A 24,712-nucleotide genomic window follows, 5' to 3' on the forward strand; every position below is an offset into this window, starting at 1 on the left:
CTTTTCCACCCCCAGAAGGAGCGCGTCCAGATGGACGAGAAGGAAGTCCTGACCCGGTTCAAGAACGGCCATCTGGACCGGGCCCAGGTGGCCGCGCTGCTGACCGGCGCCGCCACCGGTGCGGGACCCGTCGTCCTCGCACAGCCGGACGCCCGGCCCGAACGGGACGCGGAGCACGCCGGTGCCGTCGGGCCCAGCGCCGTTGCCGGGCCGGTCGACCGGGCAGTGGGGGCCGGGCCGGTGGCCGGTGCCGGGCCCGTCGCCGTCGTGGGGCTGGCCGGGCGCTATCCCGGCGCGCCCGACCTCGGCGCGTTCTGGCGCCGGGCGCGCGACGGCCACGGCAGCGCCTCGGCCCCGCCGCCCGGGCGGCCCGGTGACGAGCCCGGCCACTACCTGGAACGCGTACAGGACTTCGACCCGGAGTTCTTCGGGATCGACGCGCGCGAAGCCGCCCTGATGGACCCCCAGGAACGGCTGTTCCTCGAAACGGCCTGGGAGGCCCTGGAGGACGCCGGGTGCACCGGCGGCCGTCTCGACGCACTGACCGCCGCCGACGGGACGCCGCGCAGCGTCGGGGTGTTCACCGGCGCCGGGAGCGGCGACTACGCGCTCCTCGCCGCCGGGACCTGGCGGCGCGAGCGGCCCCGGCCGATGCCCCGCGGCGGCCAGTGGAGCCTGCCCAACCGGCTCTCGGCCCTGCTCGGCCTCACCGGCCCCAGCCAGTCGGTCGACACCGCGGAGTCCTCCGTGCTCGTCGCCCTGCACCAAGCCGTCGCCGCGCTGCACCGCGGCGAATGCGCCGCCGCGCTCGTCGGCGGCGTCCGGCTGCTGCTGCACCCCTCCAGCCGACACCCCGGCGCGGGTGAAGGCGTCGGCGCCCTGCTGCTCAAGCCCCTGGCGCGGGCCCTGGCCGACGGGGACGACGTCCACTGCGTGGTGCGCGGCAGCGCGGTCGGCCACACCGCACCCGATCCCACGGCGGCCGGCCCCGGCCGCAGGTCCCGGTCCGGCGGGTGTACGGGGCCCGCCGGACCGGTCCGGCCGGCGTCGGCGGACACGTCGGCCGACGCCCCGGCGCCGCGCGTGCTGCGCGAGGCCCTGCGCGCGGCCGGTGTCGAGGCGTCCGCCGCCGCCGTCCGCGAGGACGCCGGGTCCGTGCGCCCGCTCGTCGGCGATGCGGGCGCGGCGACCGGCGCCGCCGCCCTCACCCGGGCCGTGCTCCAGCTGCGCCACCGGAGCCTGGCGCCCGGGCCGGGGCGCGCCGAGGCGCAACCCTGGCAGGGCGACGAGAACGTGCCGCGCCGGATCTGCGTCGGCGTCCGCGGGGCCGGCGGCGCGGACGCGCACGTGGTCCTGGAGGAGTACGTGCCCGCCGCCACGGAGCAGGGCGCGGAGCGGGTCGGCGCGGCCGGTGAGCTGTTCGTCCTGTCCGCCCCCACCCCCGCCCACCTGGCCGCCACCGCCCGGCGCTTCGCCGAGCTGCTGGAGGGCCCGGGACCGGTTCCCCCGCTCGACGGGCTCGCGCGCGCCCTGCGTACCGGGCGGGCCGCCATGGACTGCCGGTTCGCGGTCGTCGTCGGTGACACCGGCGAACTGGTCCGGGCCCTGGAGCAGTTCGTACGGGACGGGGCGCCCTGCGCCGATCTGCGGGACGGCGGCGCCGACCCGCTGGGACTGGGCGCCGTACCCGAGACGGACGGGTACCTCGCCGCACTCTGGCAGTCCGGGCACCTGCACCAGCTGCGCGGCCTGTGGCTGTCCGGGCTGGACGTCGACTGGGCCGCGCTGGAGCCGGCCCGCGGGGCCGCCACCGCCGGAGTGCGGCTGCCCGCGTCCGCGTTCCTGCGCGTTCCGCTGTGGCTGGGCGGCGAAGACGGCGGCCCCGCATGACCGCGCTGCCCGTCGACCCGGCGGGCCCGGGGGAGAACGAGCCGGCCCCGGTGAACCTGTGGTTCTGCCCCAACGAGGACCTCGCGCCCGGGATCGCCGCGACGCTGGCCTCGTACTGGCTGGACGAGAATGAACAGGAGGTGGCCGGCCGCTTCCTGTTCGAACGCGACCGCCGCCAGTACCTCGTCGCCCACGCGCTGGTCCGGCGGGTACTGGCGTTGGAGACCGGCATCCCCGAAGCCGAGGCGATCATCTGGCGCTCCTCGCGCGGACGGCCGTTCCTCCAGACGCCGGCCGGCGGGCTGCCGCGCGGGGCCGACGCGCTGGACTTCAACCTCTCCCACGCCAACGCCTACAACCTGCTGGGCGTGTCCCGCGGATCGCGCATCGGCGTCGACGTCGAGCGGCTGGACCGCGGTGAGCGGGGACTGGACAACATCATCGCGACGTTCGCCGCCGAGGAGCAGGAGTGGATCGCCAGCGCCGCCCCCGGGCGGCCGCGCGACCGGCGGGCCCTGCGGTTGTGGACGCTGAAGGAGGCGTACTCGAAGGCGCGCGGGCTGGGACTCGGCCTGCCCTTCGACTCCTTCGTGTTCACCCTGGCCGAGGACCGGGGCGTCCTCGGCTTCCGGCCGCCGGCCGACGACTCGGCGGTGCGGTGGCGGTTCCTGGAGGTCGAGCCGGTGCCGGAGGTCCTGGCGGCGGTGGCGGTCGAGGTCGATGCCGCCCGGCCGCCGGCGGTCCACCTGCACCACGGCTTCCCCTGGGGCCGCGCAGCCCCCCGCCGCCTGGTCCTCCCGGAACCGGCGGGAGTCTGACACCGGCCGTGCCGCGCCGTGCCGCGCCGTGCCGTGTCGGTAGGGGCGCGGGGTGGGTCCGGCACTGCGCCGCCCGGTCCCGGCGGACCGCCGCCGGGTCGCCGGACGCATCGGCCGGCGCGAATGCGGGGGCGGATCGGTGATCCGCCCCCGCGATGGGTCGCCTGCGCCTGCACCTGCGGTGTCTGCGCCTGTATCTACGCCGGTTGCCCCGTGACCCGTTGTCGTGAGAAATAGGCGGGTCAGGAATTCGCTCGACATTTGGTCAAGGTGGCGCCTGGGAATGCGCGGCGAGGGGGAAATTCCACGGGGATTTTAGGGGGAATCTAGCGGGGGCGTGGCGGGGCGGTTGAGAATTCTGGTTACGGATCTTTGGGAAAGAGGTGGGCCGTGCGGGGCGAAGGTGGCGTTGTCGAGGTGGGTGACGGGGTCCACGCCTACGTGCAGCCCGCCGGGGGCTGGTGCCTGAACAACGCCGGCATCCTCGTCGACGGCGGGCACAGCGCGCTCGTCGACACCGCCGCCACCGAGAGCCGGGCACGGCGGTTGCGCGGGGCCGTGCTGCGGCTGGCGGGGCGGGCGCCGCGGGCGCTCGTCAACACGCACTTCCACGGCGACCACACCTACGGCAACTTCGTCTTCCCCGAGGCCCTGACCATCGGCCACGAGCGGACCCGGACCATGGTCCGGGCGGCCGGGCTGCACATGGCCGGGCTGTGGCCGGACGTCTGCTGGGGCGACATCGAGATCACCCCGCCCGAGCTGACCTTCCGGGACCGCACCACGCTCCACGTCGGCTCGATCCGGGCCGAGCTCATCCACATCGGCCCGGCGGCCCACACCACCGACGACACCGTCGTCTGGCTGCCCGACCAGGGCGTGCTGTTCACCGGCGACATCGTCATGAACGGGGTCACGCCGTTCTGCGTCATGGGGTCCGTCGCGGGCTCCGTGCGGGCGCTGGACCGGCTGCGGGAGCTCGGTGCCACCACGGTCGTACCCGGTCACGGGCCGGTCGGCGGCCCCGAACTGCTCGACGCGAACGCGGAGTACCTGCGCTGGGTCCAGTGCCTGGCGCGGGAGGGCTCCGCGGCCGGCCTGACCCCGCTGGAGCTGGCCCGCGCCACCGGCCCCGGCCCGTACGCCGAACTGCTGGACACCGAGCGCCTGCTGCCCAACCTGCACCGCGGCTACGCCGAGGAGCAGGGCCTGCCGGAGGGGTCGCCGCTGGACATCGGCGCCCTGTTCCAGGAGATGACCGAGTTCCACGGGCGGCCCCTGGAGTGCCACGCCTGAGGGTTCACGGCCCGTCCGGGGCCGCGGTCAGCTGGTTGAAGCGCCGGATCAGGGCCTCCTGCTCCCGGCCCAGTGCCTCGATCCGGTCGCCGAGACGGGCGATCGCACGGCCCAGTTCGTACAGGGACGGCTCGGGTTCCGGCGCGGGGGAGGCGGGCAGGGCCAAGGTGGGCGCGTGGTGCAGGATCGCCTCCATCCGCTCGCGCAGGGCAGGGCCCGGCTCCACGCCGAGTCCGTCCACCAGCCGCCGGCGGGCCCGCTCGTACACGCCCAGAGCCTCCGCCTGTCGGCCGCACCGGTACAGGGCCAGCATCTGGAGGTCGTAGAGCCGCTCGCGCGTCGGGTGGCCGGCCGTCAGCCGCTCCAGCTCCCGGGCGACCTCGGCGTGCCGCCCGCTGCGCAGGTTCGCGTCGTACAGGGTCTCCAGCGTGGTCAGCCGCAGTTCCTCCAGCCGGTCCGCCTCCGCCGTGCACAGCGGCCCCTGCCCGCTGCCTTCCAGTGCCGGGCCGCGCCACAGGGCGAGCGCCCCGCTCAGCAGCTGCGCGGCGTGGACGGGATCGGCGCCGAGCGCCGCCCGGCCCTCGGCGGACAGGCGGTGGAAGCGCTGGGCGTCGGTGGTGGCCCGGCCCGGGTGCAGCAGGTAGCCCATCGACCGGGTGGCGATCCACTCCTGCCCGCCCGCGCCCTGCAACAGCCGGCGCAGCCTGGCCACATGGGCGTGCAGGGCGTTCGCCGCGCCCGCGGGCGGCCGGTCGCCCCACAGCTCGTGGATGAGCCGGTCGGCGGGCAGCACCTGGCCCACCCGGACCACCAGGGCGCCGAGCAGCGCCCGCTGTTTGGCGCCGGAGGGCACGACGTACGCCCCCGAGCGGCGGTCGAGCACCTCGACCGGGCCCAGGACGCGGAAGTCCGCCCCGGTGTCGTCCATGGTGCGTGCCCCCTCCCGGCGAAATGAATTATGTGCCGGTTTTAATCCACTGAGCGGAATCTACCAGCTTGTTTTCGTCCTGCAACCATCTGGGGCGGAGGGCTGCTCGACACCTGCTCAAGAATTCCGGGACACCGCACTGGACACCGCTACCGTGCCGGAGTCGAAGGCTGAAAATCGATGGGAACTCGACGAAATGCGGAGGACACCGTGAAGATTCAGGTTCTGGGTCCGTTGAGTGCCGAGGTCAACGGGGGCTCGATTGTTCCGACGGCTGGCAAGCCGCGCCAGATCTTGGCGCTGCTCGCGCTCTATCCGGGGCGGGTGATGCCCGTACAGACCCTCATGGAGGAGATCTGGGGCACCGACCTCCCGCAGAGCGCGCTCACGACGTTGCAGACCTACATCCTGCAGCTGCGCAGGAGACTGGGCACCGCCATGGGACCGGGCGTCCCGGGCAGCGCCAAGGACGTGCTCGCGACCCGGCACGGCGGCTACCTGCTGCAGATACCGCCGGACGCCGTGGACGTGTACGCGTACGAGACCCTCGTGGTCGGCGGTCAGCACGCGTACGAGGAAGGGGACGACGAGCGCGCGGCCGACCTGCTGCGCAAGGCGCTCGGACTGTGGAACGGCCCGGCGCTGGTCGACGTGCGCGTGGGACCGATCCTGGAGATCGAGGTCATGCGGCTGGAGGAGAGCCGGCTCGTGACCGTCGAGCGGCGCATCGACGCGGACCTGCGCCTCGGCCGCCACGTCGAGGTCATCGCCGAGCTGACCGAGCTGATCGCCCGGCACCCGCAGCACGAGGGCCTGCACTCGCAGGCCATGGTCGCGCTGTACCGGTCCGGCCGCCAGGCCACCGCCCTGGACGTCTACCGCAGGCTGCGCAACCGCCTGATCGACGAACTCGGAGTGGAGCCGTCCCCGCAGCTCCAGCGCCTGCACCAGGCGATGCTGACGGTGGACCCGGCGCTCGACGTGGTGGCGGGCCCGCGCCGCGGATCGACGTTCGACCTCTACGCGGCATAGGGGGCGCTCCGGCCCCACCGCCCGCCCCGAGTCCCCTCCCGGGAGGGGCCGTACACACGGGTTCGAGCCGGTCTCAAGTGAGGTCGGTGAGTGTCGAGACCTACGTGGTGCGGTTCCTGGGAGGTGGCGATGGGCGACGGACGGGCCGTTCGGCTGCACTGTTTCGCACATGCGGGGGCCGGAGTGTCCTCGTTCTACCGGTGGGACAAACTCGCCGGGAGCGGGGTGTCGACCACGCCCTGGCTGCTGCCCGGACGCGACGAGCGGCGCCGTGAGATCCGGCTGACCGGCCGCGACGAGCTCCTGGCCGACCTCAAGCCGCTCTTCGAGCAGATAGCCGACGAACCCGGCGTCCCCTACATCCTCTACGGGCACAGCCTCGGCGCGACGGTCGCCCTGACCGTCGCCCACGCCGTCCGGGAGTACGGGCTGGCGATGCCCGCGCTGCTGGCCGTCGGGGCCAGCCCGCCGCCGGACCTCCCGGCCGCCCTCGCGAACTCGGCCGAGCTGCCGGACGCGGAACTGCTGCGCGTCCTGGACCGGTTCGACGCGCTGCCGCCCGGCGTGGAGCCCGGCGACGTGTGGTTCCGGTCGGTCTTCCCCGTGCTCCGCGCCGATCTCCGGCTCGCCCGCAGCCTGCGGGCCGCCGCCACCGCGCCGACCGCGCCCGGTCCGCTGCCCGTACCGGTGCTCGCGGTCATCGGCCGCGATGACCCCCTCGTCGGCGCCGAGGCCGCCGCGGGCTGGCAGCGCTGGACCACCGGCCGGCTCGTCCGCCGGACCGTGCCCGGCGGCCACTTCTTCGTCCGGGGCGGCGAACTGCCCCGGATGCTCGGCCGGGCCGCCCGCATCGTGCTGCGCGGCCACCGCGACCAGACAGGACAGGGGGAAGGGCGATGAGACGAGTCGTCATCACGGGCATCGGGGTCGTGGCCCCGGGCCGCCCGGGCACCAAGGAATTCTGGTCGCTGCTGACCGACGGCCGGACGGCCACCCGCGCCATCACCCTCTTCGACGCCTCCGCGTTCCGCTCCCGGATCGCCGCCGAGGCGGACTTCGACCCGCAGGAGTCCGGGCTGAGCGCCGAGCAGTCCGGGCGCCTGGACCGCGCCGCCCAGTTCGCCGTCGTCAGCGCCCGCGAGGCCCTCGCCGACAGCGGCCTGGCCGGCTCGTACGACGCCGCGCGCACCGGGGTCACCCTCGGCAGCGCGCTGGGCTGCACCACCGGCCTGGACGCCGAGTACGGGGTCGTCAGCGAGCAGGGCACCCGTACGCTCGTCGACCACACCAAGGCCGTACCCCACCTGTACGACTACTTCGTCCCCAGCTCGATGGCGGCCGAGGTGGCCCGTACCGTCGGCGCCCAGGGGCCCGTGGCGCTGGTGTCCACCGGCTGCACCTCCGGTCTCGACGCGATCGGGCACGCCGTCGACCTCGTCCGCGAGGGCAGTGCCGACGTGATGGTCACCGGCGCGGCCGAGGCGCCCATCACGCCGATCACCGCAGCCTGCTTCGACGCGATCCGTGCCACCTCCACCCGCAATGACGAGCCGGAGACCGCCTCGCGGCCCTTCGACCGCACCCGCAACGGGTTCGTCCTCGGGGAGGGCTCGGCCGTGCTCGTCATCGAGGAGTACGAGCACGCCCGCAGCCGCGGCGCCCACGTCTACGCCGAGATCTCCGGATTCGCCTCGCGCAGCAACGCGTACCACATGACCGGACTGCGGCCCGACGGAGTCGAGATGGCCGCGGCCATCACGGCCGCGCTCGGCGAGGCGGGGCTGGGGCCCGAGCACATCGACTACATCAACGCGCACGGCTCCGGCACCAAGCAGAACGACAAGCACGAAACCGAGGCGTTCAAGCGGAGCCTGGGACAACGGGCGTACGAGGTCCCCGTCAGCTCCATCAAGTCGATGATCGGGCACTCGCTCGGCGCGATCGGAGCCCTCGAAGTGGCCGCCTGCGCCCTGGCCATCGAACACGACACCGTCCCCCCGACGGCGAACCTGCACGAGCCCGACCCGGCCTGCGACCTCGACTACACCCCGCTGACCGCCCGCCGGCAGCGCACCGACGCGGTCCTGACCGTCGGCAGCGGCTTCGGCGGGTTCCAGAGCGCGATGATCCTGACCAGCCCGAACCTGAAGGCGGACCGATGACCACCGCAGTCGCCGCCCCTGCCCCCGCCCCTGCCGTCGCTTGCGTACCCGCTGCCGCCCGGCCGCGGACCGCGGCCCCCGTCGTCACCGGCATCGGGGTCGCCGCCCCCAACGGGCTCGGCACCGAGGCCTGGTGGTCCGCCGTCCTGCGCGGCCGCTCGGGCATCCGGCCGGTCAGCCGGTTCGACGCGAGCGGTTACCCGGCGAAGCTCGCCGGGGAGGTGCCCGGATTCGTCGACGCCGACCACGTGTCGAGCCGGCTGCTGCCGCAGACGGACCGCGTCACCCGGCTCTCGCTCGCCGCAGCGAAGGAGGCCCTCGACGACGCCGGGGCCGACCCCGCGCAGCTGCCCGAGCACGCCGCCGGCGTGGTCACCGCCAACTCCTTCGGAGGGTTCGAGTTCGGCCAGCAGGAGCTCCAGGCACTGTGGAGCAAGGGCGGCCAGCACGTCTCGGCGTACCAGTCCTTCGCCTGGTTCTACGCCGTCAACAGCGGCCAGATCTCCATCCGGCACGGCCTGCGCGGCGCCTCCGGAGTGATCGTCTCCGAGCAGGCCGGCGGCCTCGACGCGATGGCCCACGCCCGCCGCCAGATCCGCAAGGGCGCCGAGCTCGTCGTCACCGGCGGCATCGACTCCGCGTTGTGCTCCTGGGGCTGGGCCGCCTACCTGGCCGGCGGCGGGCTCACCGACCGCGAGGACCCGGCCCGCGCCTACCTGCCGTTCGCCGAGGACGCGAGCGGCCACGTCGCGGGCGAGGGCGGCGCGCTCCTCGTCCTGGAGGGCGCCGAAGAGGCGCGCCGGCGCGGAGCCCGCGTCTACGGGACCCTCGCCGGGCATGCCGCCACTTTCGACTCCGACGGGACCTCCCGGCTCGGGGCGGCCGCCGAACTCGCCCTCGCCGACGCGGGCGTACACCCCGACGAGGTGGACGTCGTCTTCGCCGACGCCGCGGGCGAACGGGGCGCCGACCGCGCCGAAGCCGAGGCGATCACCGCGCTGTTCGGCCCGCGCGGGGTGCCCGTCACCGCACCGAAGTCGATGACCGGGCGGCTCGCCGCAGGTGGCGCGGCCCTCGACGTGGCAGCCGCCCTGCTCACCCTGCGCGACCAGCTGATCCCGCCGACCACCGGGACCGAGCTCCCGGCCGACGACTGCCCGCTGGACCTGGTCACCGGAGCGCCCAGCCCCGCCCTGGGGCTGCCGCTGCGGACCGCGCTCGTGCTCGCCCGCGGCCGTGGCGGCTTCAACTCGGCCGTCGTCGTCCGTGCCGCGGACGCCTGACCTCACCCACGCCCCCACACCCCCCCCACGCCCACATCACACCCCACCAGAACAGAGGGAGACCATGGACCGGCTGGAACTCGACGACCTGAAGCGCATCCTGCGCGAGTGCGCGGGCGAGGAGGAGGGCATCGACCTCGACGGCGACGTCCTGGACATGAACTGGTTCGAGCTGGGCTACGACTCGCTCGCCGTCCTCCAGACCACCGGGTACGTCGAGCGCGAATACGACGTCCTCCTCGACGAGGAGGCCCTCGACGACGCCGACACCCCCCGCCGCTACCTCGCCATGGTCAACGAGGTGCTGGCAGCACGGGCCGCGGTCTGAGCCCGGTGCGCGAACAGGCAGCCACCGCCGGCGCCTCCACCACCGCCACCGCCGGCGACGCCATCGACACCGACGTCTGCGTCATCGGGGCCGGGCCGGCCGGGCTGGCGCTGACGCTCATGCTGCTGCGCTCCGGCGTCCGGGTGACCCTGGTCGAACGCTCCACCGCGTTCCACCGCGATTTCCACGGCGAGATCCTCCAGCCCGGCGGCCAGCGGATCCTCGACGAACTCGGCGTCCTCGCCGGAGCTGCGGCCCACGGCGCGGCGTGCCTGGGCGGTTTCCAGGTACTGGAGCGGGAGCGGGTGCTGCTCGACATCGACTACGGGCGGCTGCCCGCCCCGTACGACCACCTGCTCGCCCTCCCGCAGCCGCACCTGCTCCGGGAACTCCTCGCCGCCTGCCGGCGGCTGCCCGGCTTCACCCTGCTCGAAGGCCACCGGATCGCCGCGCTCCGCCAGCGGCGGCCGGACGGCCCCTGCACGGGCGCCGTGGTGAACGGCCCCGATCGGGTGCCCGTCACCGTCCGCGCGCAGGTGGTCGTCGGCGCCGACGGCCGGTTCTCCAAGACCCGCGCGCTCGCCGGCATCGACGCGGGGCGCGTCGAGTCCTTCGCCCACGACGTGGTGTGGTTCGCGCTGCACGCGCCAGGCCGGGCCACCGGGCGGGTACGGGTGCACCGCACGGCCGGCAGCGCCCTGCTCGTCCACGACACCCACCCCGACCGGCTGCGGATCGGCTGGACCCTGCCGCACGGCGGCTGGCGCGGCGCCGTCCGGCGCGGCATCGAGGACATCCGACGGGAACTGGCCGAGGCACTGCCCCCGTTCGCGGACCTCGTCCACGAACAGATCACCGCCATGGCCGACCTGACCCTGCTCGACGTGTTCGCCTCGCACGCCGCGCAATGGGTGCGCGACGGGCTCGTCCTGCTCGGCGACAGCGCCCACACCCACGGGCCCATCGGCGCCCAGGGCATCAACCTGGCCCTCCAGGACGCCGCCGCGCTGCACCCCGTACTCGTCTCCGCGCTGTCCGACGGGGAGCCGACGGCCCGGCGACTCGCGGCCTACCGGGACCGGCGCGCCCCGGCGGCGGCCGCCGTGCACCGCATGCAGGTCATGCAGGCCCGCACGATGTTCGGCGGCGGCGGGCCCGCTGCCGACTTCCTGCGGGCGCGGGCGGCGGCGCTCGTCACCCGCACCCCGATCGGCGCGAAGATCACCCGGAAGGTCGCGCACGGTCACGACCCGGCCGGGGTGCGCACCGACCTGTTCACGCCGCTGCCCGCGCACCGCGCCGCGTAGCCACCGCGCCGCGTAGCCCCGCGGGCCCGCGTAGCCCCGGGTCCGCGGGGCTGCGCGGGCGGTCAGGCCAGGTCGTCGCGCGTCACCAGGCGGTGGGCGACCTGCCAGCCGCCGGGCGCGGGCACCAGTACGTCCTCCATCACGCAGACCCGGTGCACCTTCGACCCACCGCCCCGCGGGGTCAGGTACACCAGTGCGTAGCTGCGGGTGTGCACCGAGCCGTCGGGCTGCGGCCGCGCGTCCAGCATGCCGAGCCAGTGCCGCAGCTGCTCGCCGGTGCCGGCCTGCACCTCCGCGTTGCGCCGGACGTTCGCGGCGAGGGCCGCGCGCCCGATCACCGGCGCCGGCAGCGTCGGCACGTCGAAGACCGCGTCCGGTGTGAACGTACGCGCCCACGGCTCGGCCTCGAAGGAGTCGAACAGCTGCATCTGCCGGGAGTAGAACTGCTGGACCTCGGCGTACAGCAGCCCGAACTCCCGTTCCCGGGGCGGGCGGGGGGACGCCTCGGCGGCGATCGTCGCGGTTGTCGCGGTCATCGCGGGACTCCGTTCCATCGGTTCCCCACAGCATCTGCGGCGCGGATCGAGCGCCCTTCGAAGACTCCTCAAGCGCCGCTGCCCAGGGTGGAGGCTCCGCCGCAGCCGCGGCTGCCCCTTCGGGAGCCAGGAGGAGAGCACCATGCCGAGATTCGTGTACCCGGAACTTCCGCTCGACGGCCTGCTGCGTCGGGCGGCGGTCCGCGACCCGGCCGGGCGGGCGATCCGGACCGCGACGGGCGGCGGTGTCACGACGACGGTGACCTTCGCGGAACTCGACGCCCGGGCCGACCGCTTCGCCTCCTACCTGGAGCACACCCTCGGCCGGCGCGGAGCGCGGATCGGCGTCGCCAACGTCCTCGACCCCGTCTTCGCCGCCGCCTACTACGGGACCGTGCGCAGCGGGAACACGGTGGTGCTGGTCAACCCGTTGATCAAAGAGGCGGGCCTGGTGCACGTCCTGCGCACCGCCGAGGTCGAAGTGGCGTTCGTACCGACCGCCACCGCCGAGCTGCTGGTCAAACTGGGCGACGGGCTGCCGCACCTGCGGTCCGTGGTCGTCACCGACGCGCCCGACGGCATGGTCCCCGGCGACGCCGTCCCGCTGGAGGCCGCCCTGGAGTCGGCGCCGGAGCGGACGGACCTGCCCGGGGCCGTCGACCTCGACGGCGACGCGTGCATCCAGTTCACCACCGGCACCACCGGCCGTCCCAAGGGCGTCCGGCTCACCCACCGCAACCTGGTGGCGAACGCGGCCCAGACCGCCGCCGCGCACGACCTCGGCAGCGACTCGGTCACCCTCAACCACCTGCCGCTCTACCACGTCATGCACCTCAACTCGGGCGTGTACGCAGGTGCCTGCCAGGTGCTGTGCACCGACCCCGACCCGATCGCCTCGCTCGCCGCCGCCGCGCAGGTGGGGGCCACCCACTACTACGGGTTGCCCGCCCGTCTGCACCGGCTGGCCCAGGACGAGCGGCTCACCCACGACTTCCCGGCCGGGGCCCGCCTCACCGCCGTGCTCTCCGGCGGCACCGCCCTGTCCCCGACCGCCGCCCGCACCCTGCGCGCACGCCTGGGCGTGCCCGTCATCCAGGGCTACGGGCTGGCCGAGCTCTCCCCGCTGTCCCACTGCCAGGACCCGCACCGTCCCAAGAGCGGCTCGGTGGGCGCCGCCGTACCCGGCACCGAATGCCGCATCGTCGCCGTGGACACCAGCACGCCGCTCGACGTGTACGCCACCGGCGAGGTCCAGGTCCGCGGGCCGCAGGTGATGGCCGGATACCTCGACGAGACCGTGACCCGGCCCGTCGACGCGGACGGCTGGTTCGCCACCGGGGACATCGGATACCTGGGCGAGGACGGCGTGCTGTTCCTCGTGGACCGGCTCGACGACGTCTTCAAGTACGACAACGAGCTCGTCTCGCCCAGCGCCGTCGAAGACGTCATCGGCGCCGACCCGCGCGTCGCCGAGTGCATCGTGGCGGGCTGGCCCGACCCGGTCCACGGCGCGCTCGTGTGGACCGGCATCGTCCTGCGCGACCCCACCGCCCCCGGCCTGCTCGACGTCCTCGACTCCATCGTGGAGCGCGCCAACGCCCGCCTGAACGACTTCGAGCAGATCCGCCGCGTCGAGGTGCTCGATGCCGTGCCGCGCAACCACGTCGGCAAGCCCGAGCGGCGCACGCTGCGCCAGAGCCTGCGCGGCCGCGCCGCCGCGGAGGCCGCGGCCGTCTGACCCCGGCCCCGGACCCCGACTTCCCCCTTCGCATCCGTACGACCAGAGGAGCAGTCACGTGGCGAGCAGTACCGGCACACCGTCCGGGGCCGGGTCCGCCCGGGTCCTCGTGGTGGGGGCGGGCCCCGTCGGCCTGACCGCCGCCCATGAACTGGCCCGGCGGGGGCTGCGCGTACGCCTCGTCGACGGGGCCCCCGGGCCGGCCCGCGAGAGCCGTGCCGTGGCCGTCCACCCGCGCACCCTGGAGACCTTCGACCAGATGGGCGTCGTGGACGGGGTGCTCGCCCGCGGCCGCAAGAACCGGGCCTTCACGATGTACGCGCGCGGCAGCCGCCTGGTCCGCCTCGACGCGGACTACGCGGCGATGCCCACCCGTTTCCCGTACAGCCTGATCATCGGGCAGGCCGAGACGGAGCACGTGCTCCGCGAGGCCGTCGCCCGCCTCGGCGTCAGCGTCGAATGGGGGGTGCGGCTGGCTTCGTTCGAGCAGGACCACGACCGCGTACGGACCCGCCTGGAGCACCCCGACGGCACCACCGAGGAGTACGAGGTGCCCTGGCTGGTGGGCTGCGACGGCGGCCACAGCACCGTGCGCAAACAGCTGGGGCTGCCGCTGCTCGGAGAGTCCAGCGAGACCTGGGCACTCGCCGACGCGCCCGTCTCCACCGACCTGCCGCCCGACACCATCTACTGGGTCCACACGGGCAGCCAGGCCCTGATGATGGTCCCGTACCAGCGCGAGGGGTACTGGCGGCTGCTGGACACCGCCCCCGGAGCGCAGCCGGGGGACGCGGCGCGGCGCTTCTCGGAGAAGCTCGGCGCCGGGCTCGGGCGGCCGGTGCGGGTCGGTGAACCCGAGTGGACCTCCGTGTTCACGTTCCAGCAGCGGATGGTGCCGCGCATGCACGACGGCCGCTGCTTCGTTGCGGGCGACGCGGCCCACGTGCACAGCCCCGCCTCGGGGCAGGGCATGAACACCGGCATCCAGGAGGCGTACAACCTGGCCTGGAAGCTCGCCATGGCCGCCCGGGGGCAGGCGGGCCGGGAGCTGCTGGCCACGTACGGGCAGGAGCGGGTCCCGATCGGCAAGGCCCTGATCGGATCGACCCGGAAGGCCACCTTCCTGGTCCAGTTCAAGAACGCGCTGGCCGGATTCGCCCTGCCGGTCGTCTTCACCTTCGTCCGCACCATCGGGCCGCTGCGCAGGGCCATCCAGCGCAAGGTCCTCGGCGGGATGTCCGGACTGCTCCTGTCGTACGGCGACAGCCCGCTGAGCACCGCCGACCCGCTGATGGGGCTGCCCGCAGGCGTCCGGGCCGCGGCGGCGGCCGACCGGCGCGGCGACCCGGGCTCCGAGGCGCTGCGCGCCGAACTGCGCGACACCCGCTGGTCCCTGGTGTGGGAGGCGGGCGGGCCGGGCGAGGTCGGCGTGGCGACGGCGGCGGCCGCGGCCCGCGCACACGGCGCCTGGTTGTCGGTACGGGCGGTGGTCGACGGGCCGGGCGACGGGCGGCCGGGCGACGGTCTCGGCGACGGCCCCGGTGACGGCCCCGGCGAGGCTGCCGCAGACCTCGGCGGGCCACGGGCACTGGGCGATCCGCAGGGGGTGCTGCGGCGTGCGCTGGGGCTGCGACCGGGCGGCTGGCTGCTGATCCGGCCCGACGGCTACGTCGCCGCGGGCGGCGCGTCCTTGACCCGGCGCGCCCTCGCGCGGGCCCTGGCACCCCTGGGTCCGCAGGCCGCCCTGCCGGACGGGGCGCCGGACGGGGCGCCGGACGGGGCGCCGGACGGGGATCCCGCGGATCCCGGCGCGGCAGGAACCGTACCCGTCCTCAATCCGGCTTCCACCGCACCTCCAGGGCTCCGCGACACGGTCGAAGTCCCACCACGGGTTTTGGAGGCAACACGATGACCACCACGTCCACGACGACAACACGGTCAGCGCCGTCGGCGGCGCCGGACAAGCCGGTCGCCCTCGTCACGGGCGGCACGAGCGGCATCGGCCTGGCGGTCGTACGGGACCTGGCCCGCCGCGGACACCGGGTGTTCCTGTGCGCGCGGACGCCGCAGAACGTCAAGGAGACCGTCGAGGAGCTGCGCGCCGAGGGCCTGGACGTCGCGGGCACCGCCGCCGACGTCCGCTCCCGCGAAGCGGTCACGGAGCTGGTGGCCGCCGCCGTCGCGGAGTGGGGCGCCCCGGTCTCCGTCCTCGTCAACAACGCCGGGCGCAGCGGCGGCGGTCCGACCGCCGACATCACCGACGAGCTCTGGTACGACGTCATCGACACCAACCTGAACAGCGTCTTCCTGCTGACCCGGGAAGTGCTCAAGCACGGCGGCCTCGGCGGGGCCCCGTACGGCCGGATCATCAACATCGCCTCCACGGCCGGCAAGCAGGGCGTTCTGCTGGGCGCCCCCTACTCGGCGTCCAAGCACGCCGTCGTCGGCTTCACCAAGGCCCTCGGCAAGGAGCTGGCCCCGGCCGGGATCACCGTCAACGCCGTGTGCCCCGGCTACGTCGAGACGCCGATGGCGCAGCGCGTACGGGCCGGCTACGCGGCCGCCTGGGACACCACGACCGAGGACGTGCAGGAGCAGTTCGAGGCGAAGATCCCGCTGGGCCGGTACGCGATCCCGGAGGAGGTGGCGGCCATGGTCGGCTACCTGACCACCGACCTCGCCGCGTCCGTCACCGCGCAGGCGCTGAACGTCTGCGGCGGACTGGGGAACTTCTGATGGCAGCCGAGCAGGTGCACCGTACCGTGCACGAGACCGAGGTGGCCGCCCCCGCGGGCGTGGTCTACGGACTGATCGCGGACCCCGTGCAATGGCCGCTGTACTTCCCGCCCAACGTGTACGTGGAGCGGCTGGAGTTCGACGGCGTCCACGAACGGCTGCGGATGTGGGCGACGGCGAACGGGCGGGTCAAGTCCTGGACCTCGCGCCGCGTCCTCGACGCCGCCGCGCGGCGCATCGAGTTCCGGCAGGAGGTCCCCGCGGCCCCGCTGTCGGCGATGACCGGCACCTGGATCGTCGAGCCGTTGGGCGCCGAACGCTCCCGGCTGGTCCTGCTGCACGACTTCTCCGTCGGCGGCGACCGGGCCGAGGACGTCGAATGGGTCGAGCGCGCCACCGACACCAACAGCCGTGCGGAGCTGGCGAACCTGGCCACGCTCGGCGAGCGCTGGGGCCGGCTCGACGACCTCGTGATGTCCTTCGAGGACACCGTCCGCGTCGACGCCCCGCCGGAGCTGGTCTACGCCTTCCTGGAACGGGCCGAGCAGTGGCCGCAGCTGCTGCCGCACGTGTCACGGTTGGAGCTCACCGAACCCGACGAGCTGCCCGGCGTCCAGGTGATGGCCATGGACACCCTCACCGCCGACGGGTCCGCGCACACCACCGAATCGGTGCGGGTGTGCTTCCCGGCGGCCGGCCGCATCGTCTACAAGCAGACCCGCACGCCCGCCCTGATGTCCGCCCACACCGGGGTGTGGACCGTCACCGGCGGCGCGTACGGCTCGACCGTCACCTCGCAGCACGGGGTCGTGCTCCGCGAGGAGGCGGTGCAGCAGGTGCTGGGGGCTTCGGCCGACCTGGCGGCGGCCCGCCGGTACGTGCGCGAGGCGCTGGGCCGCAACAGCACGGCGACGATGACGTACGCGAAGCAGTACGCGGAGTCCGCGCTCGCGCGCTGAGGCCCCGGCCGGGCACTGAGCGGCCCACGGGTGCGGCCCACGGGCGCGGCCCCGACCCGCTCAGGGCCTGGCTCCAGGCCGCTTCGAGCGGAGTTCCGGCCGGCACGGACAGACTCTGGATCACTTGTGAGGGAAGGGTGTGGCGATGTCGGTCCAGCAGGTGCACCGCACGTCCTATTCCGTGGACGTGAACGCGCCCCCGGGCGTGGTCTACGGGCTGATCGCGGACACGACCCAGTGGCCGCTGTTCTTCCCGTCGAGCGTCCACGTCGAACGGCTCGACTTCGACGGCTCCCGGGACCGGTTCCACATCTGGGTGACCGCGAACGGGACCGTCAAGTCCTGGCTCTCCCGCCGGACCCTGGACGCGCCCGGGCTGCGCATCGACTTCCGCCAGGAGGTCCCCGCCGCCCCCGTCGTCTCGATGGGCGGCAGCTGGATCGTGGAGCCGCGCGGCACCGGCCGCTCGCGGCTGGTCCTGCTGCACGACTTCGCGGTCGCCGGCGACCGGCCCGCCGACGTCGACTGGACCAAGGAGGCCACCGACACCAACAGCCGCGCCCAACTGGCCACCTTGAAGGAGGCCGCGGAGCGCTGGAGCCGGCTCGACGACCTGCTGCTGTCCTTCGAGGACTCCGTCCGGATCAACGGCCCCGCCGAACTCGTCTACCAGTTCCTCTACGGGGCCGCCGACTGGCCGGAGCGCATCCCGCACGTCTCACGCGCCGCCGTCACCGAGGACGAGCCCGGCGTCCAGCTGCTGAGCATGGACACCATGACCGCCGACGGGTCCGCGCACACCACCGAATCGGTGCGGGTGTGCTTCCCGGCGGCCGGCCGCATCGTCTACAAGCAGACCTCGACCCCGGCCCTGATGGCCGCGCACACAGGCGAGTGGTCGCTGATCCCCGACGAGAGCGGCGTCACCGCCGTCTCCCAGCACAGCGTGCTGCTGCGGGAGGAGGCGATCGAGCAGGTGCTCGGCGCCGGCGCCGACCTGACGGCGGCCCGCCGGTACGTGCGCGAGGCCCTCGGCCGCAACAGCACCGCGACCCTCGGCCTCGCCAAACAGCACGCGGAGACCGCCGTCCGCACCCTGTGACCTGGTAGCGCACCCCTCAAGGCCCCGTCCCCACGGCCCGGGCTCCGCCGGGACTCCGGCGGTGTGTCAGGCGCGCGTCAGCGAAACGTGGGAACCCCGCGCATACTCGACCCCTTTGAAGTGCGAGGCCGAGACGAGGGGGAAAGGATGAGCGTCGGCTCCGAACGGACCGGCCCACCCGCACACCCCGGGCCCGGACGCCCCGAACGCGTACACCCCGGGCCCGGGCTGGCCGCCGGGGCCCGGCAGCGCGAGGTCCTCCTCGACGCCATGGCCGCCCGGCCCGGCTCCGGACTGCACGTCGGGCAGCTGCACTGGCGCTGGTACGGGCCGCTGGACACCCGGCGGTTCCAGGCCGCATGGCAGAGCGTGTACGACCGGGAGGCCGTGCTGCGCGCCGCGTTCGCCCCGTACGGAACCCGCGGCGGACCCCGCGTCGTCGTCCACCCGCAGGTCGTCCCGCAGCTGGTGCGCCACCCGCAGGGCTCTGCCGACTGGCAGGCCCTGCTGCTGAGCGAGCGGCAGCGCGACTTCGACCCCACGCGGCCCGGACCGCTGCGGATCGCACTGCTGGACGAACAGGGCGGTCCGGGCGGCGGCAGCGGTTGCGCCGGTCCGACCCGCGTCATCCTGACGTACCACCAGGCCCTGCTCGACGGCCGCAGCGTACGCCTGTTGCTGCGCGCCTTCGCCCGTGCCTACCTCGCCGAAGGCGCCGCCACGGGCGGGGAGCGCCGCCCCGACCTGCGGGACCACCTGCGCTGGCTGGCCGGCCAGGACCGCGCCCCGGCCCGGGCGTTCTGGTCCGCGGCCGCACCGCCCGCCGGATCGGCCACTCTGCCGCCGCCGCCCGCGGTCGCGGGGCAGCCCCGCGACCGGAGCGGGCACCTGCGCACCACCGTCCGGCTCGACCCGTACGAGGCTTCCCGGCTGCGGGACTGGGCCGCCGGGCAAGGCGTCACCGAGAGCACCGCCCTCCAGGCGGCCTGGGCCCTCCAGTTGCGCCGGGCCGTGCCCGGCGGCGGCCCGGTCCCCGTGGCGTTCGCCACGGCCGTGTCCGGCCGCGGCATCCCCCTCGACGGCGCCTCCCGGCTGCCCGGCCCGCTGCGCAACCCGCTGCCGATGTCCGTCGACGTCGACCCCGGCGAGCCGCTCGCCCGGCTGCTGGCCGACCTCGCGGACCGCGCGTTCGACCTCGCCGCGTACGAGTGGGTCTCCATGGGGCAGGTGCACGCCTGGAGCGGCCGGGAACCGGACGATCCGCTCACCGAGACGCTGCTGGCCTTCGACGCGCCGGCGGCGACGGGCACCGACCCGCTGGACGAGGAGTTCGCCGCCCAGGGGATACGGGTGACCCCGCCGGAGACCGTGGGCGCGCACGGCGGCTTCGCCCTGTCGGTGACCGCGCACCACGACCGCGGGGGCGGCCTGGTGCTGACCGGGGTGCACGACCGGGCGCGGATCGCGGACGCGGCCGACGCCGTCCACCGGACCGCTCAGCTGTTGCGTGAGTTCCCCGCCCGCGCACGGGAGTCGACGACCGTCGGCGAGGCCCTGAGGCTGCTCGGCCCATGGCCGCAGCCGCCCGCGCCGAGGCCCGCGGGAGGCGCACGCCTGCTCCTCCTGCGACGGGCCGCCCGCCCCGGGGCCGGCACCGTGGTCCTGATCCCGCCCCCGGGCGCGCCCGCCGGGCGTCAGACCGCCCCGGCCGCGACCGATCCGGGGGCCCGGCAATTGGTCGCGCTCGACGTCCATGCGGACGCCGGCGCTTGCCTGGCCGCGCTGCGCCCGGTCCTGGCGAAGGGCGAACCCCTGACCCTGGCCTGCCCCCAGGCCGCCGCGCCGCTGGCCCGGGAGCTCGCCCACCGCATCACGGCGCACGCCTGGCCCACCCCGGCGATCACCATCACCCCGGACGACGACCCGGCGGCCTGAGCCGGGCCGGATCGGCCCCGGTCAGCCGGTCAGGGGGCGGGCTCCGTGTGCAGGAGGCCCGCGTCGCGCATTTCCTCGATCCAGATGTCGAGGTCCGCGCGGGCGTTTTCGGGTCCGGTGCCCCACAGGCGGGCGAGCAGGTCCGCCGCCGCCGCGCTGTCGCCGTCGTGCTGGCGCAGGGCGATCCACATGGCGGTGCCCACCGGGCCGCAGCGGTAGCTCGCCGGTCCGGTGGACGACGCGGCCAGCAGCTCCAGGCGGCCGTCGGCGTCCACGGAAGTGACACGCACCCCCGGCATCGGTCGGATCCGCACGGGCACCTCCAGGGCCGGCTCGATGCCGGTCTCCGTACCGGTCGAGGAACCCTCAAGCTATTACGGAAGCCGGGCAGGATCCATGGATCCGGCCGCAATCTGGGGTTCCCCCCACCACACCCCCTGTGGGCCGACATTCAGGAGTTAGGGGGGTTTAGGGGACCGCCACGCCGGGCTCCGGCCGCTTCCCGTGCACTCTGGAGGGGCGGTCGAGCCGTCTTCCAGGGCTCTTCGAGCCGGGCCGCCGAGCGTGGCACCCGGACCCCAATCCCCCAGAACCCACACGAGGGCGGCAATCCCGCCGTGGCAGACCCGAGGAGCCCCCATGGTGACTTTCGTCAACAAGCTGACCGTCCACGGCGACATCGACCGCTTCCTGGCCGTCAAGGACCGCCTGACCGCGTACATGAGCAGCCAGCCCGGCTACATCGGCCACGAGGCGCTGCGCCACCTCGGCGACGAACGGATCTTCCTCGAACTCGCCGTGTGGCAGGACGCCGAGGCCCACCGCAACGCCGTCCGCAGCGAGCAGTTCCAGGCCCTCGTCAAGGACCTCGGCCCGCTGGCCACCCCCGAGCCCGGTCTGTACGAGACCGTGGAGGCGGCGCCCGGTGTCCGATGACGCGGCCGCCCTCCTCGCCCGCCGGCCCCGCGGGCCGCGCCCACCGTGGCGTTCCGCCCCGCCGCTGACCGTCCTGTTCACCGGTCACACGGGCCGCCGCCTCGCCCTCGGCCGTGAGCTGTACTGCTCGGTTCCCGCCTTCCGGACCGCGTACGACGTCGTACGCGAGGCACTGGACCCCTGGCTGCGGATGCCCCTGGCCGCCGTGGTGTTCGCCCCCGAGGGCGGGGTGGACTCGGGCCTGATCCGCCGGGCCGAGTTCGCCCAGCCGGCGCTGTTCGCCTTCCAGGTGGCCGTGTACCGGTTGTGGCAGAGCTGGGGGCTGCGCGCCGACGCCGTGGCCGGGCAGGGCGCCGGTGAACTCTCCGCCGCGCACGTGGCGGGCGTGCTCAGCCTGCCCGACGCGGCCCGGCTGGTCGCCGCGCTCGGCCGGCTCGTCCCGCCGCGGCCCGCACCCGGTGCCGCCCGGGCCGCCGAGGGCGAGTTTCTGAAGGCGGCCCGCGAGAGCGCCACCGCGCCGCGGTCCGTCCACTTGGTGTGCACGGCGACCGGCCGGGCCATCGGCCCCGGCCCGGACGAACGCCGGCTGCGGCCCGAGCGGCTGCTGCTCCAGGCCCACCAGGTCATCCGTACCGCCGACGCCGTACGCACCCTTGAGGCGGCCGGATTCACCCGCCCCCACCCCTGCGGGCCCGACCCCGAGGACACCCTCCCCGGCTGTGAACTGCGTGCCGCCCGCGCCGTGCTGCTCCACATCGAAGGACGGACCGCAGGCCGCCACCGGTGATCCCGGTGGCCGGTCTCCGGCCGTGCTGCACGAAGCCTCAAGCGGGTGTCGAGCCGATGCCCGCACGCTGAAGATCCGCGCACGAGGACGGACCAGCCCCGCGGACTGCGCACAGCAGGCCGAGAGTCCCGGACGAAGGAGCTGATCTCCGCCATCATGGCCACCACCGAGACCACCACGCGTCCCGAGAGCGGGCCCGCCGGCCCGGCCGCACGCCACGCGGCCGGTCGTGTCGCCGGTCGCGTTGTCGGCCGCGCCGTCACCAGCGTTGCCGGCCGCGCCGCCGAGGAGACCGAGGCGCTGCGCCGGGCCGCGCGCCTCGAAGCCCTGTTGGGCGACCCGTACGATCCCGCGAACCCGCACGGCCTCGGCGCCCTGTTCGCCGCCGACGAGCGCCGCGAGCCGCCCGCGGCCACCGAGCGGCTGCTCGTCGGGGCGGGCCTGGGCGCCGAGTTCGTCCCCGCCGAGTTCGGCGGCCGGCTCACCCGCGCCGATCTGCTCGTCAAGGTGCTGCGTCCCGTCTTCCGCCGCGACCTCGCCCTCGGCTTCGGGTCCGGCATCACCTCGCTGTTCGCGACCTCCGCCGTCTGGGTGGCCGGCAGCACCGCCCAGCGCCGGGCCGCCGCGGACGTCCTGCTCGGCGGCGGGCGCGCCTCGATCGTCCACCACGAGCTCGCCCACGCGAACGCCATCCTGCGCGACGAGTTCACCGCCCTCCCGCGCCCCGGCGGCGGCTTCTCGCTGAGCGGCCGCAAGGACGTCATCATCAACGCCGCCCGGGCGGACGCGTACGTCGTCTACGCCCGCACCGACCGCGCCCGCAGCCCGCTCAGCCACTCCGTCCTCCTGCTCGACCCGGACGAGCTCACCGCGGCCGGCGGCCTCACCCGGCTGCCGCGCGTGCCCACCGCCGGCATGCGCGGATCCCTCTTCTCCGGACTGCGGTTCACCGACTGCGAGGTCCCGGAGGGCGCCCTCGTCGGCCGGGTCGGCGAAGGCGTGGCGCTCGCGCTGCGCACCTACCAGGTCAACCGCTGCGTCATCTCCGCGACCGCCGTCGCCGCCGCCGGCACCGTCCTGCACTCCGCCGTGCGGGCCGCCACCACCGGCCGCAGCCGTCCCGTCGCCCGCCGCTTCCACAAGCCCCTCGCCGGGGTCTTCGCCGACCTGCTGGCCTGCGACAGCATGGCCACCGTCGCGCTGCGCGCCCTGAGCCTGCTGCCGGACCGCACCCATGTGCTCGCGGCGGCGGTCAAGTACGTCGTCCCCGACCTGCTCCGGGAGAGCCTGGAGGAGCTGGCGGCCGTGCTGGGCTCGCGCGGCTACCAGCACGGCACCCCCGAGTACGGCGCGCTGGACAAGCTCTCCCGGGACCTGCCGGTCGCCGGGCTCGGGCACGCCGGGACCGCCGCCTGCCAGGCCGTGATCGTGCCCCAGCTGCGCGCCCTGGCCGAGCGGGCCTGGTTCAAGGAGGAGGAGCCGCCGCCGGAGCTGTTCCGCTCCGCCGCGAGCCTGCCGCAGCTCGACTACCGGCTCCTGGGCATCGCCGACGGCGGCGACTTCCTCGCCGCCTCGCTCGTCGGGTCTGCCGCCCGGCTGGCGGAGGTCCGCGGGGTCGGCGGCCAGCTCGCGGTCCTCGCCGACCTCGCGGAGGCGTTCGTCATCGAACTGCGGGCGTTGCGCGAGCAGTGCCGGGCGATCCCGCAGGGCGCCGCAGCCCTCGCCGACCCGGCCTGGTGCGTACTGAGCGACCGCTACGCGCTGGTGCTCGCGGCGGCGGCGATCCTGGGCACCTGGGAGGGCCAGGACGGCAGCGAGCCGTTCCTCGCCTCACCGGCCTGGGCCGTGCTCGCGCTGACCCGGATCGGCGGCCGGCTGGGCATTCCGGTGCCGGAGCTGCCCGACGACTGCCTCGGGCAGGTGCTGGAGGAGCTCGTACGCCGCTACCGGGCGGGCCGCAGCTGCGACCTCGACGCCACCGAACTGGCCCAGTGAGCCGAGGGGACACGCCGATGAACCGGCACGACCAGTACGACCAGCGTGACCCGTACGAGCGGCGCAACTCACCGTTGCTGAGCGTGCCCGTACACGCCGCCGGGCCCGACGGGCCCTGGGCGGAGGTGGCCGCGGGCATGGCCCGCACCGGCAACGCCTGCGTCCACACGACCTGGGACGAGTGGCCGGCCGAGCCGGCCTCCGGGGCCGCGCTGCGCCGCCTGCTGGGCCGGGACTGGGCGCGCTACCGGGACACGGCCGACGCCACCGCCCGGCACCGCTTCGTCGCCTCCCGGCTGGCGATCCGGTACACGGCCGCCGCCGCGCTGGGCACCGGGCCGGCCGAACTCGACCTTTCCTACAAGCCCGGTGGACGCCCGTACCTGCGCGGCTTCGACCAGATCGACCTGAGCCTGACCCATACCGACGACCTGATCGCCGTGGGCATCAGCCGCAACGGGCGCATCGGCGTCGACACCGAACCCGCCGACCGCAGGCTGGCCTTCGAGTTGTTGCAGGAGCAGGTCTGCACCCCGGCCGAGCGCGCCGAGCTCGCGGTGCTGGGGGAGAGCGGGCGGGCGGCCGGGATGCTGCGGCTGTGGACGCTGAAGGAGGCGTACACGAAGGCGCTCGGGCTGGGCCTGCGGATGGGCTTCTCCGAGTTCGGCTTCGCCACGGCGACCAGCGGCGAGACCGGCCTGCTCGCGCCCGACGGTTCGCCCGCCACGCACGGCGAATGGGCCTTCGGCACCTACCCCGTGGCCGGACGCTACCTGCTCAGCGTGGCCTGCCACGACGCCGGGCTGGACACGTCCCGGGACAGTGCCGTGGCCACCATGCTCGACGAGGGTTTCGTGGCCATGGTGTCGGCGGCGCTGCTCGACCCGGCCCTGCCGGCCCGCTGAACGCGCGGAAACCGGGCAGGTTCCACACGGAATTTGCCA

22 protein-coding genes are annotated in these 24,712 nt (G+C 74.8%); 19 read left to right on the forward strand and 3 right to left on the reverse strand.

The window, feature by feature from the left end; translation table 11 throughout:
* Positions 1-30 precede the first annotated feature (30 nt).
* The 3 genes from OG974_RS30545 to OG974_RS30555 all read left to right on the forward strand — a co-directional run bounded on the left by OG974_RS30545 (position 31) and on the right by OG974_RS30555 (position 4,004).
* Entirely contained in the window at positions 31-1,890 is a 1,860-nt protein-coding gene (locus OG974_RS30545) for a beta-ketoacyl synthase N-terminal-like domain-containing protein (protein WP_327286127.1), read from the forward strand.
* Positions 1,887-2,708 (forward strand): 4'-phosphopantetheinyl transferase superfamily protein, encoded by an 822-nt coding sequence (locus tag OG974_RS30550; RefSeq protein ID WP_327286128.1) that lies wholly within the window; start codon positions 1,887-1,889, stop codon positions 2,706-2,708. Before OG974_RS30545 ends, OG974_RS30550 begins: the two co-directional genes overlap by 4 nt.
* A gap of 417 nt (positions 2,709-3,125) precedes the next feature.
* Entirely contained in the window at positions 3,126-4,004 is an 879-nt protein-coding gene (locus tag OG974_RS30555) for an MBL fold metallo-hydrolase (protein WP_327286129.1), read from the forward strand.
* A 4-nt stretch (positions 4,005-4,008) separates the two neighbouring features.
* On the opposite strand, the gene OG974_RS30560 is transcribed toward OG974_RS30555, so the two are convergent.
* Positions 4,009-4,932, reverse strand: coding sequence for an AfsR/SARP family transcriptional regulator (locus OG974_RS30560; RefSeq protein ID WP_327286130.1), 924 nt, complete (start codon positions 4,930-4,932; stop codon positions 4,009-4,011).
* 210 nt (positions 4,933-5,142) lie between these two features.
* Here OG974_RS30560 and OG974_RS30565 point away from each other — a divergent pair, with 210 nt between their 5' ends.
* From OG974_RS30565 to OG974_RS30590, 6 genes are all read left to right on the forward strand, one after another.
* Complete coding sequence (locus OG974_RS30565) at positions 5,143-5,964, forward strand: AfsR/SARP family transcriptional regulator (protein WP_327286131.1); 822 nt, start codon at positions 5,143-5,145, stop codon at positions 5,962-5,964.
* Positions 5,965-6,093: 129 nt separating this feature from the next.
* Positions 6,094-6,864, forward strand: coding sequence for an alpha/beta fold hydrolase (locus OG974_RS30570; protein WP_327286132.1), 771 nt, complete (start codon positions 6,094-6,096; stop codon positions 6,862-6,864).
* The gene (locus tag OG974_RS30575) at positions 6,861-8,126 is read left to right on the forward strand and encodes a beta-ketoacyl-[acyl-carrier-protein] synthase family protein (protein WP_327286133.1); all 1,266 of its coding nucleotides are present in this window, start codon (positions 6,861-6,863) and stop codon (positions 8,124-8,126) included. Before OG974_RS30570 ends, OG974_RS30575 begins: the two co-directional genes overlap by 4 nt.
* Positions 8,123-9,409 (forward strand): ketosynthase chain-length factor, encoded by a 1,287-nt coding sequence (locus OG974_RS30580; protein WP_327286134.1) that lies wholly within the window; start codon positions 8,123-8,125, stop codon positions 9,407-9,409. Before OG974_RS30575 ends, OG974_RS30580 begins: the two co-directional genes overlap by 4 nt.
* A 64-nt stretch (positions 9,410-9,473) precedes the next feature.
* A complete protein-coding gene (locus OG974_RS30585) occupies positions 9,474-9,737 on the forward strand; it encodes an acyl carrier protein (protein WP_327286135.1) in 264 nt (87 codons plus the stop codon).
* 5 nt (positions 9,738-9,742) lie between these two features.
* Positions 9,743-11,044, forward strand: coding sequence for an FAD-dependent monooxygenase (locus OG974_RS30590; RefSeq protein ID WP_327286136.1), 1,302 nt, complete (start codon positions 9,743-9,745; stop codon positions 11,042-11,044).
* Positions 11,045-11,106: 62 nt separating this feature from the next.
* Here OG974_RS30590 and OG974_RS30595 read toward each other — a convergent pair whose 3' ends face one another.
* Complete coding sequence (locus OG974_RS30595; RefSeq protein WP_327286137.1) at positions 11,107-11,580, reverse strand: nuclear transport factor 2 family protein; 474 nt, start codon at positions 11,578-11,580, stop codon at positions 11,107-11,109.
* A gap of 142 nt (positions 11,581-11,722) precedes the next feature.
* Between OG974_RS30595 and OG974_RS30600 the strand changes: the two genes are divergently transcribed.
* From OG974_RS30600 to OG974_RS30625, 6 genes are all read left to right on the forward strand, one after another.
* On the forward strand, positions 11,723-13,318 hold the full coding sequence (locus OG974_RS30600; RefSeq protein WP_327286138.1) for a class I adenylate-forming enzyme family protein: 1,596 nt from the start codon (positions 11,723-11,725) through the stop codon (positions 13,316-13,318).
* Positions 13,319-13,376: 58 nt separating this feature from the next.
* The gene (locus OG974_RS30605) at positions 13,377-15,230 is read left to right on the forward strand and encodes an FAD-dependent oxidoreductase (protein ID WP_327286139.1); all 1,854 of its coding nucleotides are present in this window, start codon (positions 13,377-13,379) and stop codon (positions 15,228-15,230) included.
* Positions 15,227-16,054, forward strand: coding sequence for an SDR family NAD(P)-dependent oxidoreductase (locus OG974_RS30610; RefSeq protein ID WP_327286140.1), 828 nt, complete (start codon positions 15,227-15,229; stop codon positions 16,052-16,054). The genes OG974_RS30605 and OG974_RS30610 overlap by 4 nt, the downstream gene beginning before the upstream one ends.
* Positions 16,054-17,013: an aromatase/cyclase gene (locus OG974_RS30615; RefSeq protein ID WP_327286141.1), complete on the forward strand. Its 960-nt coding sequence runs from the start codon at positions 16,054-16,056 to the stop codon at positions 17,011-17,013. The genes OG974_RS30610 and OG974_RS30615 overlap by 1 nt, the downstream gene beginning before the upstream one ends.
* Positions 17,014-17,158: 145 nt before the next feature.
* Positions 17,159-18,115: an aromatase/cyclase gene (locus tag OG974_RS30620; RefSeq protein WP_327286142.1), complete on the forward strand. Its 957-nt coding sequence runs from the start codon at positions 17,159-17,161 to the stop codon at positions 18,113-18,115.
* A 147-nt stretch (positions 18,116-18,262) separates the two neighbouring features.
* Positions 18,263-20,050 (forward strand): condensation domain-containing protein, encoded by a 1,788-nt coding sequence (locus tag OG974_RS30625; RefSeq protein WP_327286143.1) that lies wholly within the window; start codon positions 18,263-18,265, stop codon positions 20,048-20,050.
* A gap of 29 nt (positions 20,051-20,079) precedes the next feature.
* Here OG974_RS30625 and OG974_RS30630 read toward each other — a convergent pair whose 3' ends face one another.
* Positions 20,080-20,364: a PqqD family peptide modification chaperone gene (locus OG974_RS30630; RefSeq protein WP_329316673.1), complete on the reverse strand. Its 285-nt coding sequence runs from the start codon at positions 20,362-20,364 to the stop codon at positions 20,080-20,082.
* 325 nt (positions 20,365-20,689) lie between these two features.
* On the opposite strand from OG974_RS30630, the gene OG974_RS30635 reads away from it, so the two are divergent.
* The 4 genes from OG974_RS30635 (at position 20,690) to OG974_RS30650 (ending at position 24,673) form a co-directional block, all read left to right on the forward strand.
* On the forward strand, positions 20,690-20,986 hold the full coding sequence (locus OG974_RS30635; RefSeq protein WP_054223933.1) for an antibiotic biosynthesis monooxygenase: 297 nt from the start codon (positions 20,690-20,692) through the stop codon (positions 20,984-20,986).
* Positions 20,976-21,773 (forward strand): acyltransferase domain-containing protein, encoded by a 798-nt coding sequence (locus OG974_RS30640; RefSeq protein WP_327286144.1) that lies wholly within the window; start codon positions 20,976-20,978, stop codon positions 21,771-21,773. Before OG974_RS30635 ends, OG974_RS30640 begins: the two co-directional genes overlap by 11 nt.
* 156 nt (positions 21,774-21,929) lie before the next feature.
* Complete coding sequence (locus OG974_RS30645; protein WP_327286145.1) at positions 21,930-23,768, forward strand: acyl-CoA dehydrogenase; 1,839 nt, start codon at positions 21,930-21,932, stop codon at positions 23,766-23,768.
* 440 nt (positions 23,769-24,208) lie between these two features.
* A complete protein-coding gene (locus OG974_RS30650) occupies positions 24,209-24,673 on the forward strand; it encodes a 4'-phosphopantetheinyl transferase superfamily protein (RefSeq protein WP_371647358.1) in 465 nt (154 codons plus the stop codon).
* Positions 24,674-24,712: the final 39 nt, after the last annotated feature.

It is taken from the genome of Streptomyces sp. NBC_00597 (genome assembly GCF_041431095.1).
Lineage (GTDB): Bacteria > Actinomycetota > Actinomycetes > Streptomycetales > Streptomycetaceae > Streptomyces.

Excerpts from the sequence above, each read along its gene's own strand:
- OG974_RS30545 (WP_327286127.1), top strand. The coding sequence starts at position 31 with ATGGACGAGAAGGAAGTCCTGACCCGGTTCAAGAACGGCCATCTGGAC.
- OG974_RS30550 (WP_327286128.1), top strand. The coding sequence starts at position 1,887 with ATGACCGCGCTGCCCGTCGACCCGGCGGGCCCGGGGGAGAACGAGCCG.
- OG974_RS30560 (WP_327286130.1), bottom strand. The coding sequence starts at position 4,932 with ATGGACGACACCGGGGCGGACTTCCGCGTCCTGGGCCCGGTCGAGGTG.
- OG974_RS30570 (WP_327286132.1), top strand. The coding sequence starts at position 6,094 with ATGGGCGACGGACGGGCCGTTCGGCTGCACTGTTTCGCACATGCGGGG.
- OG974_RS30575 (WP_327286133.1), top strand. The coding sequence starts at position 6,861 with ATGAGACGAGTCGTCATCACGGGCATCGGGGTCGTGGCCCCGGGCCGC.
- OG974_RS30580 (WP_327286134.1), top strand. The coding sequence starts at position 8,123 with ATGACCACCGCAGTCGCCGCCCCTGCCCCCGCCCCTGCCGTCGCTTGC.
- OG974_RS30585 (WP_327286135.1), top strand. The coding sequence starts at position 9,474 with ATGGACCGGCTGGAACTCGACGACCTGAAGCGCATCCTGCGCGAGTGC.
- OG974_RS30595 (WP_327286137.1), bottom strand. The coding sequence starts at position 11,580 with ATGACCGCGACAACCGCGACGATCGCCGCCGAGGCGTCCCCCCGCCCG.
- OG974_RS30600 (WP_327286138.1), top strand. The coding sequence starts at position 11,723 with ATGCCGAGATTCGTGTACCCGGAACTTCCGCTCGACGGCCTGCTGCGT.
- OG974_RS30610 (WP_327286140.1), top strand. The coding sequence starts at position 15,227 with ATGACCACCACGTCCACGACGACAACACGGTCAGCGCCGTCGGCGGCG.
- OG974_RS30615 (WP_327286141.1), top strand. The coding sequence starts at position 16,054 with ATGGCAGCCGAGCAGGTGCACCGTACCGTGCACGAGACCGAGGTGGCC.
- OG974_RS30620 (WP_327286142.1), top strand. The coding sequence starts at position 17,159 with ATGTCGGTCCAGCAGGTGCACCGCACGTCCTATTCCGTGGACGTGAAC.
- OG974_RS30625 (WP_327286143.1), top strand. The coding sequence starts at position 18,263 with ATGAGCGTCGGCTCCGAACGGACCGGCCCACCCGCACACCCCGGGCCC.
- OG974_RS30635 (WP_054223933.1), top strand. The coding sequence starts at position 20,690 with ATGGTGACTTTCGTCAACAAGCTGACCGTCCACGGCGACATCGACCGC.
- OG974_RS30645 (WP_327286145.1), top strand. The coding sequence starts at position 21,930 with ATGGCCACCACCGAGACCACCACGCGTCCCGAGAGCGGGCCCGCCGGC.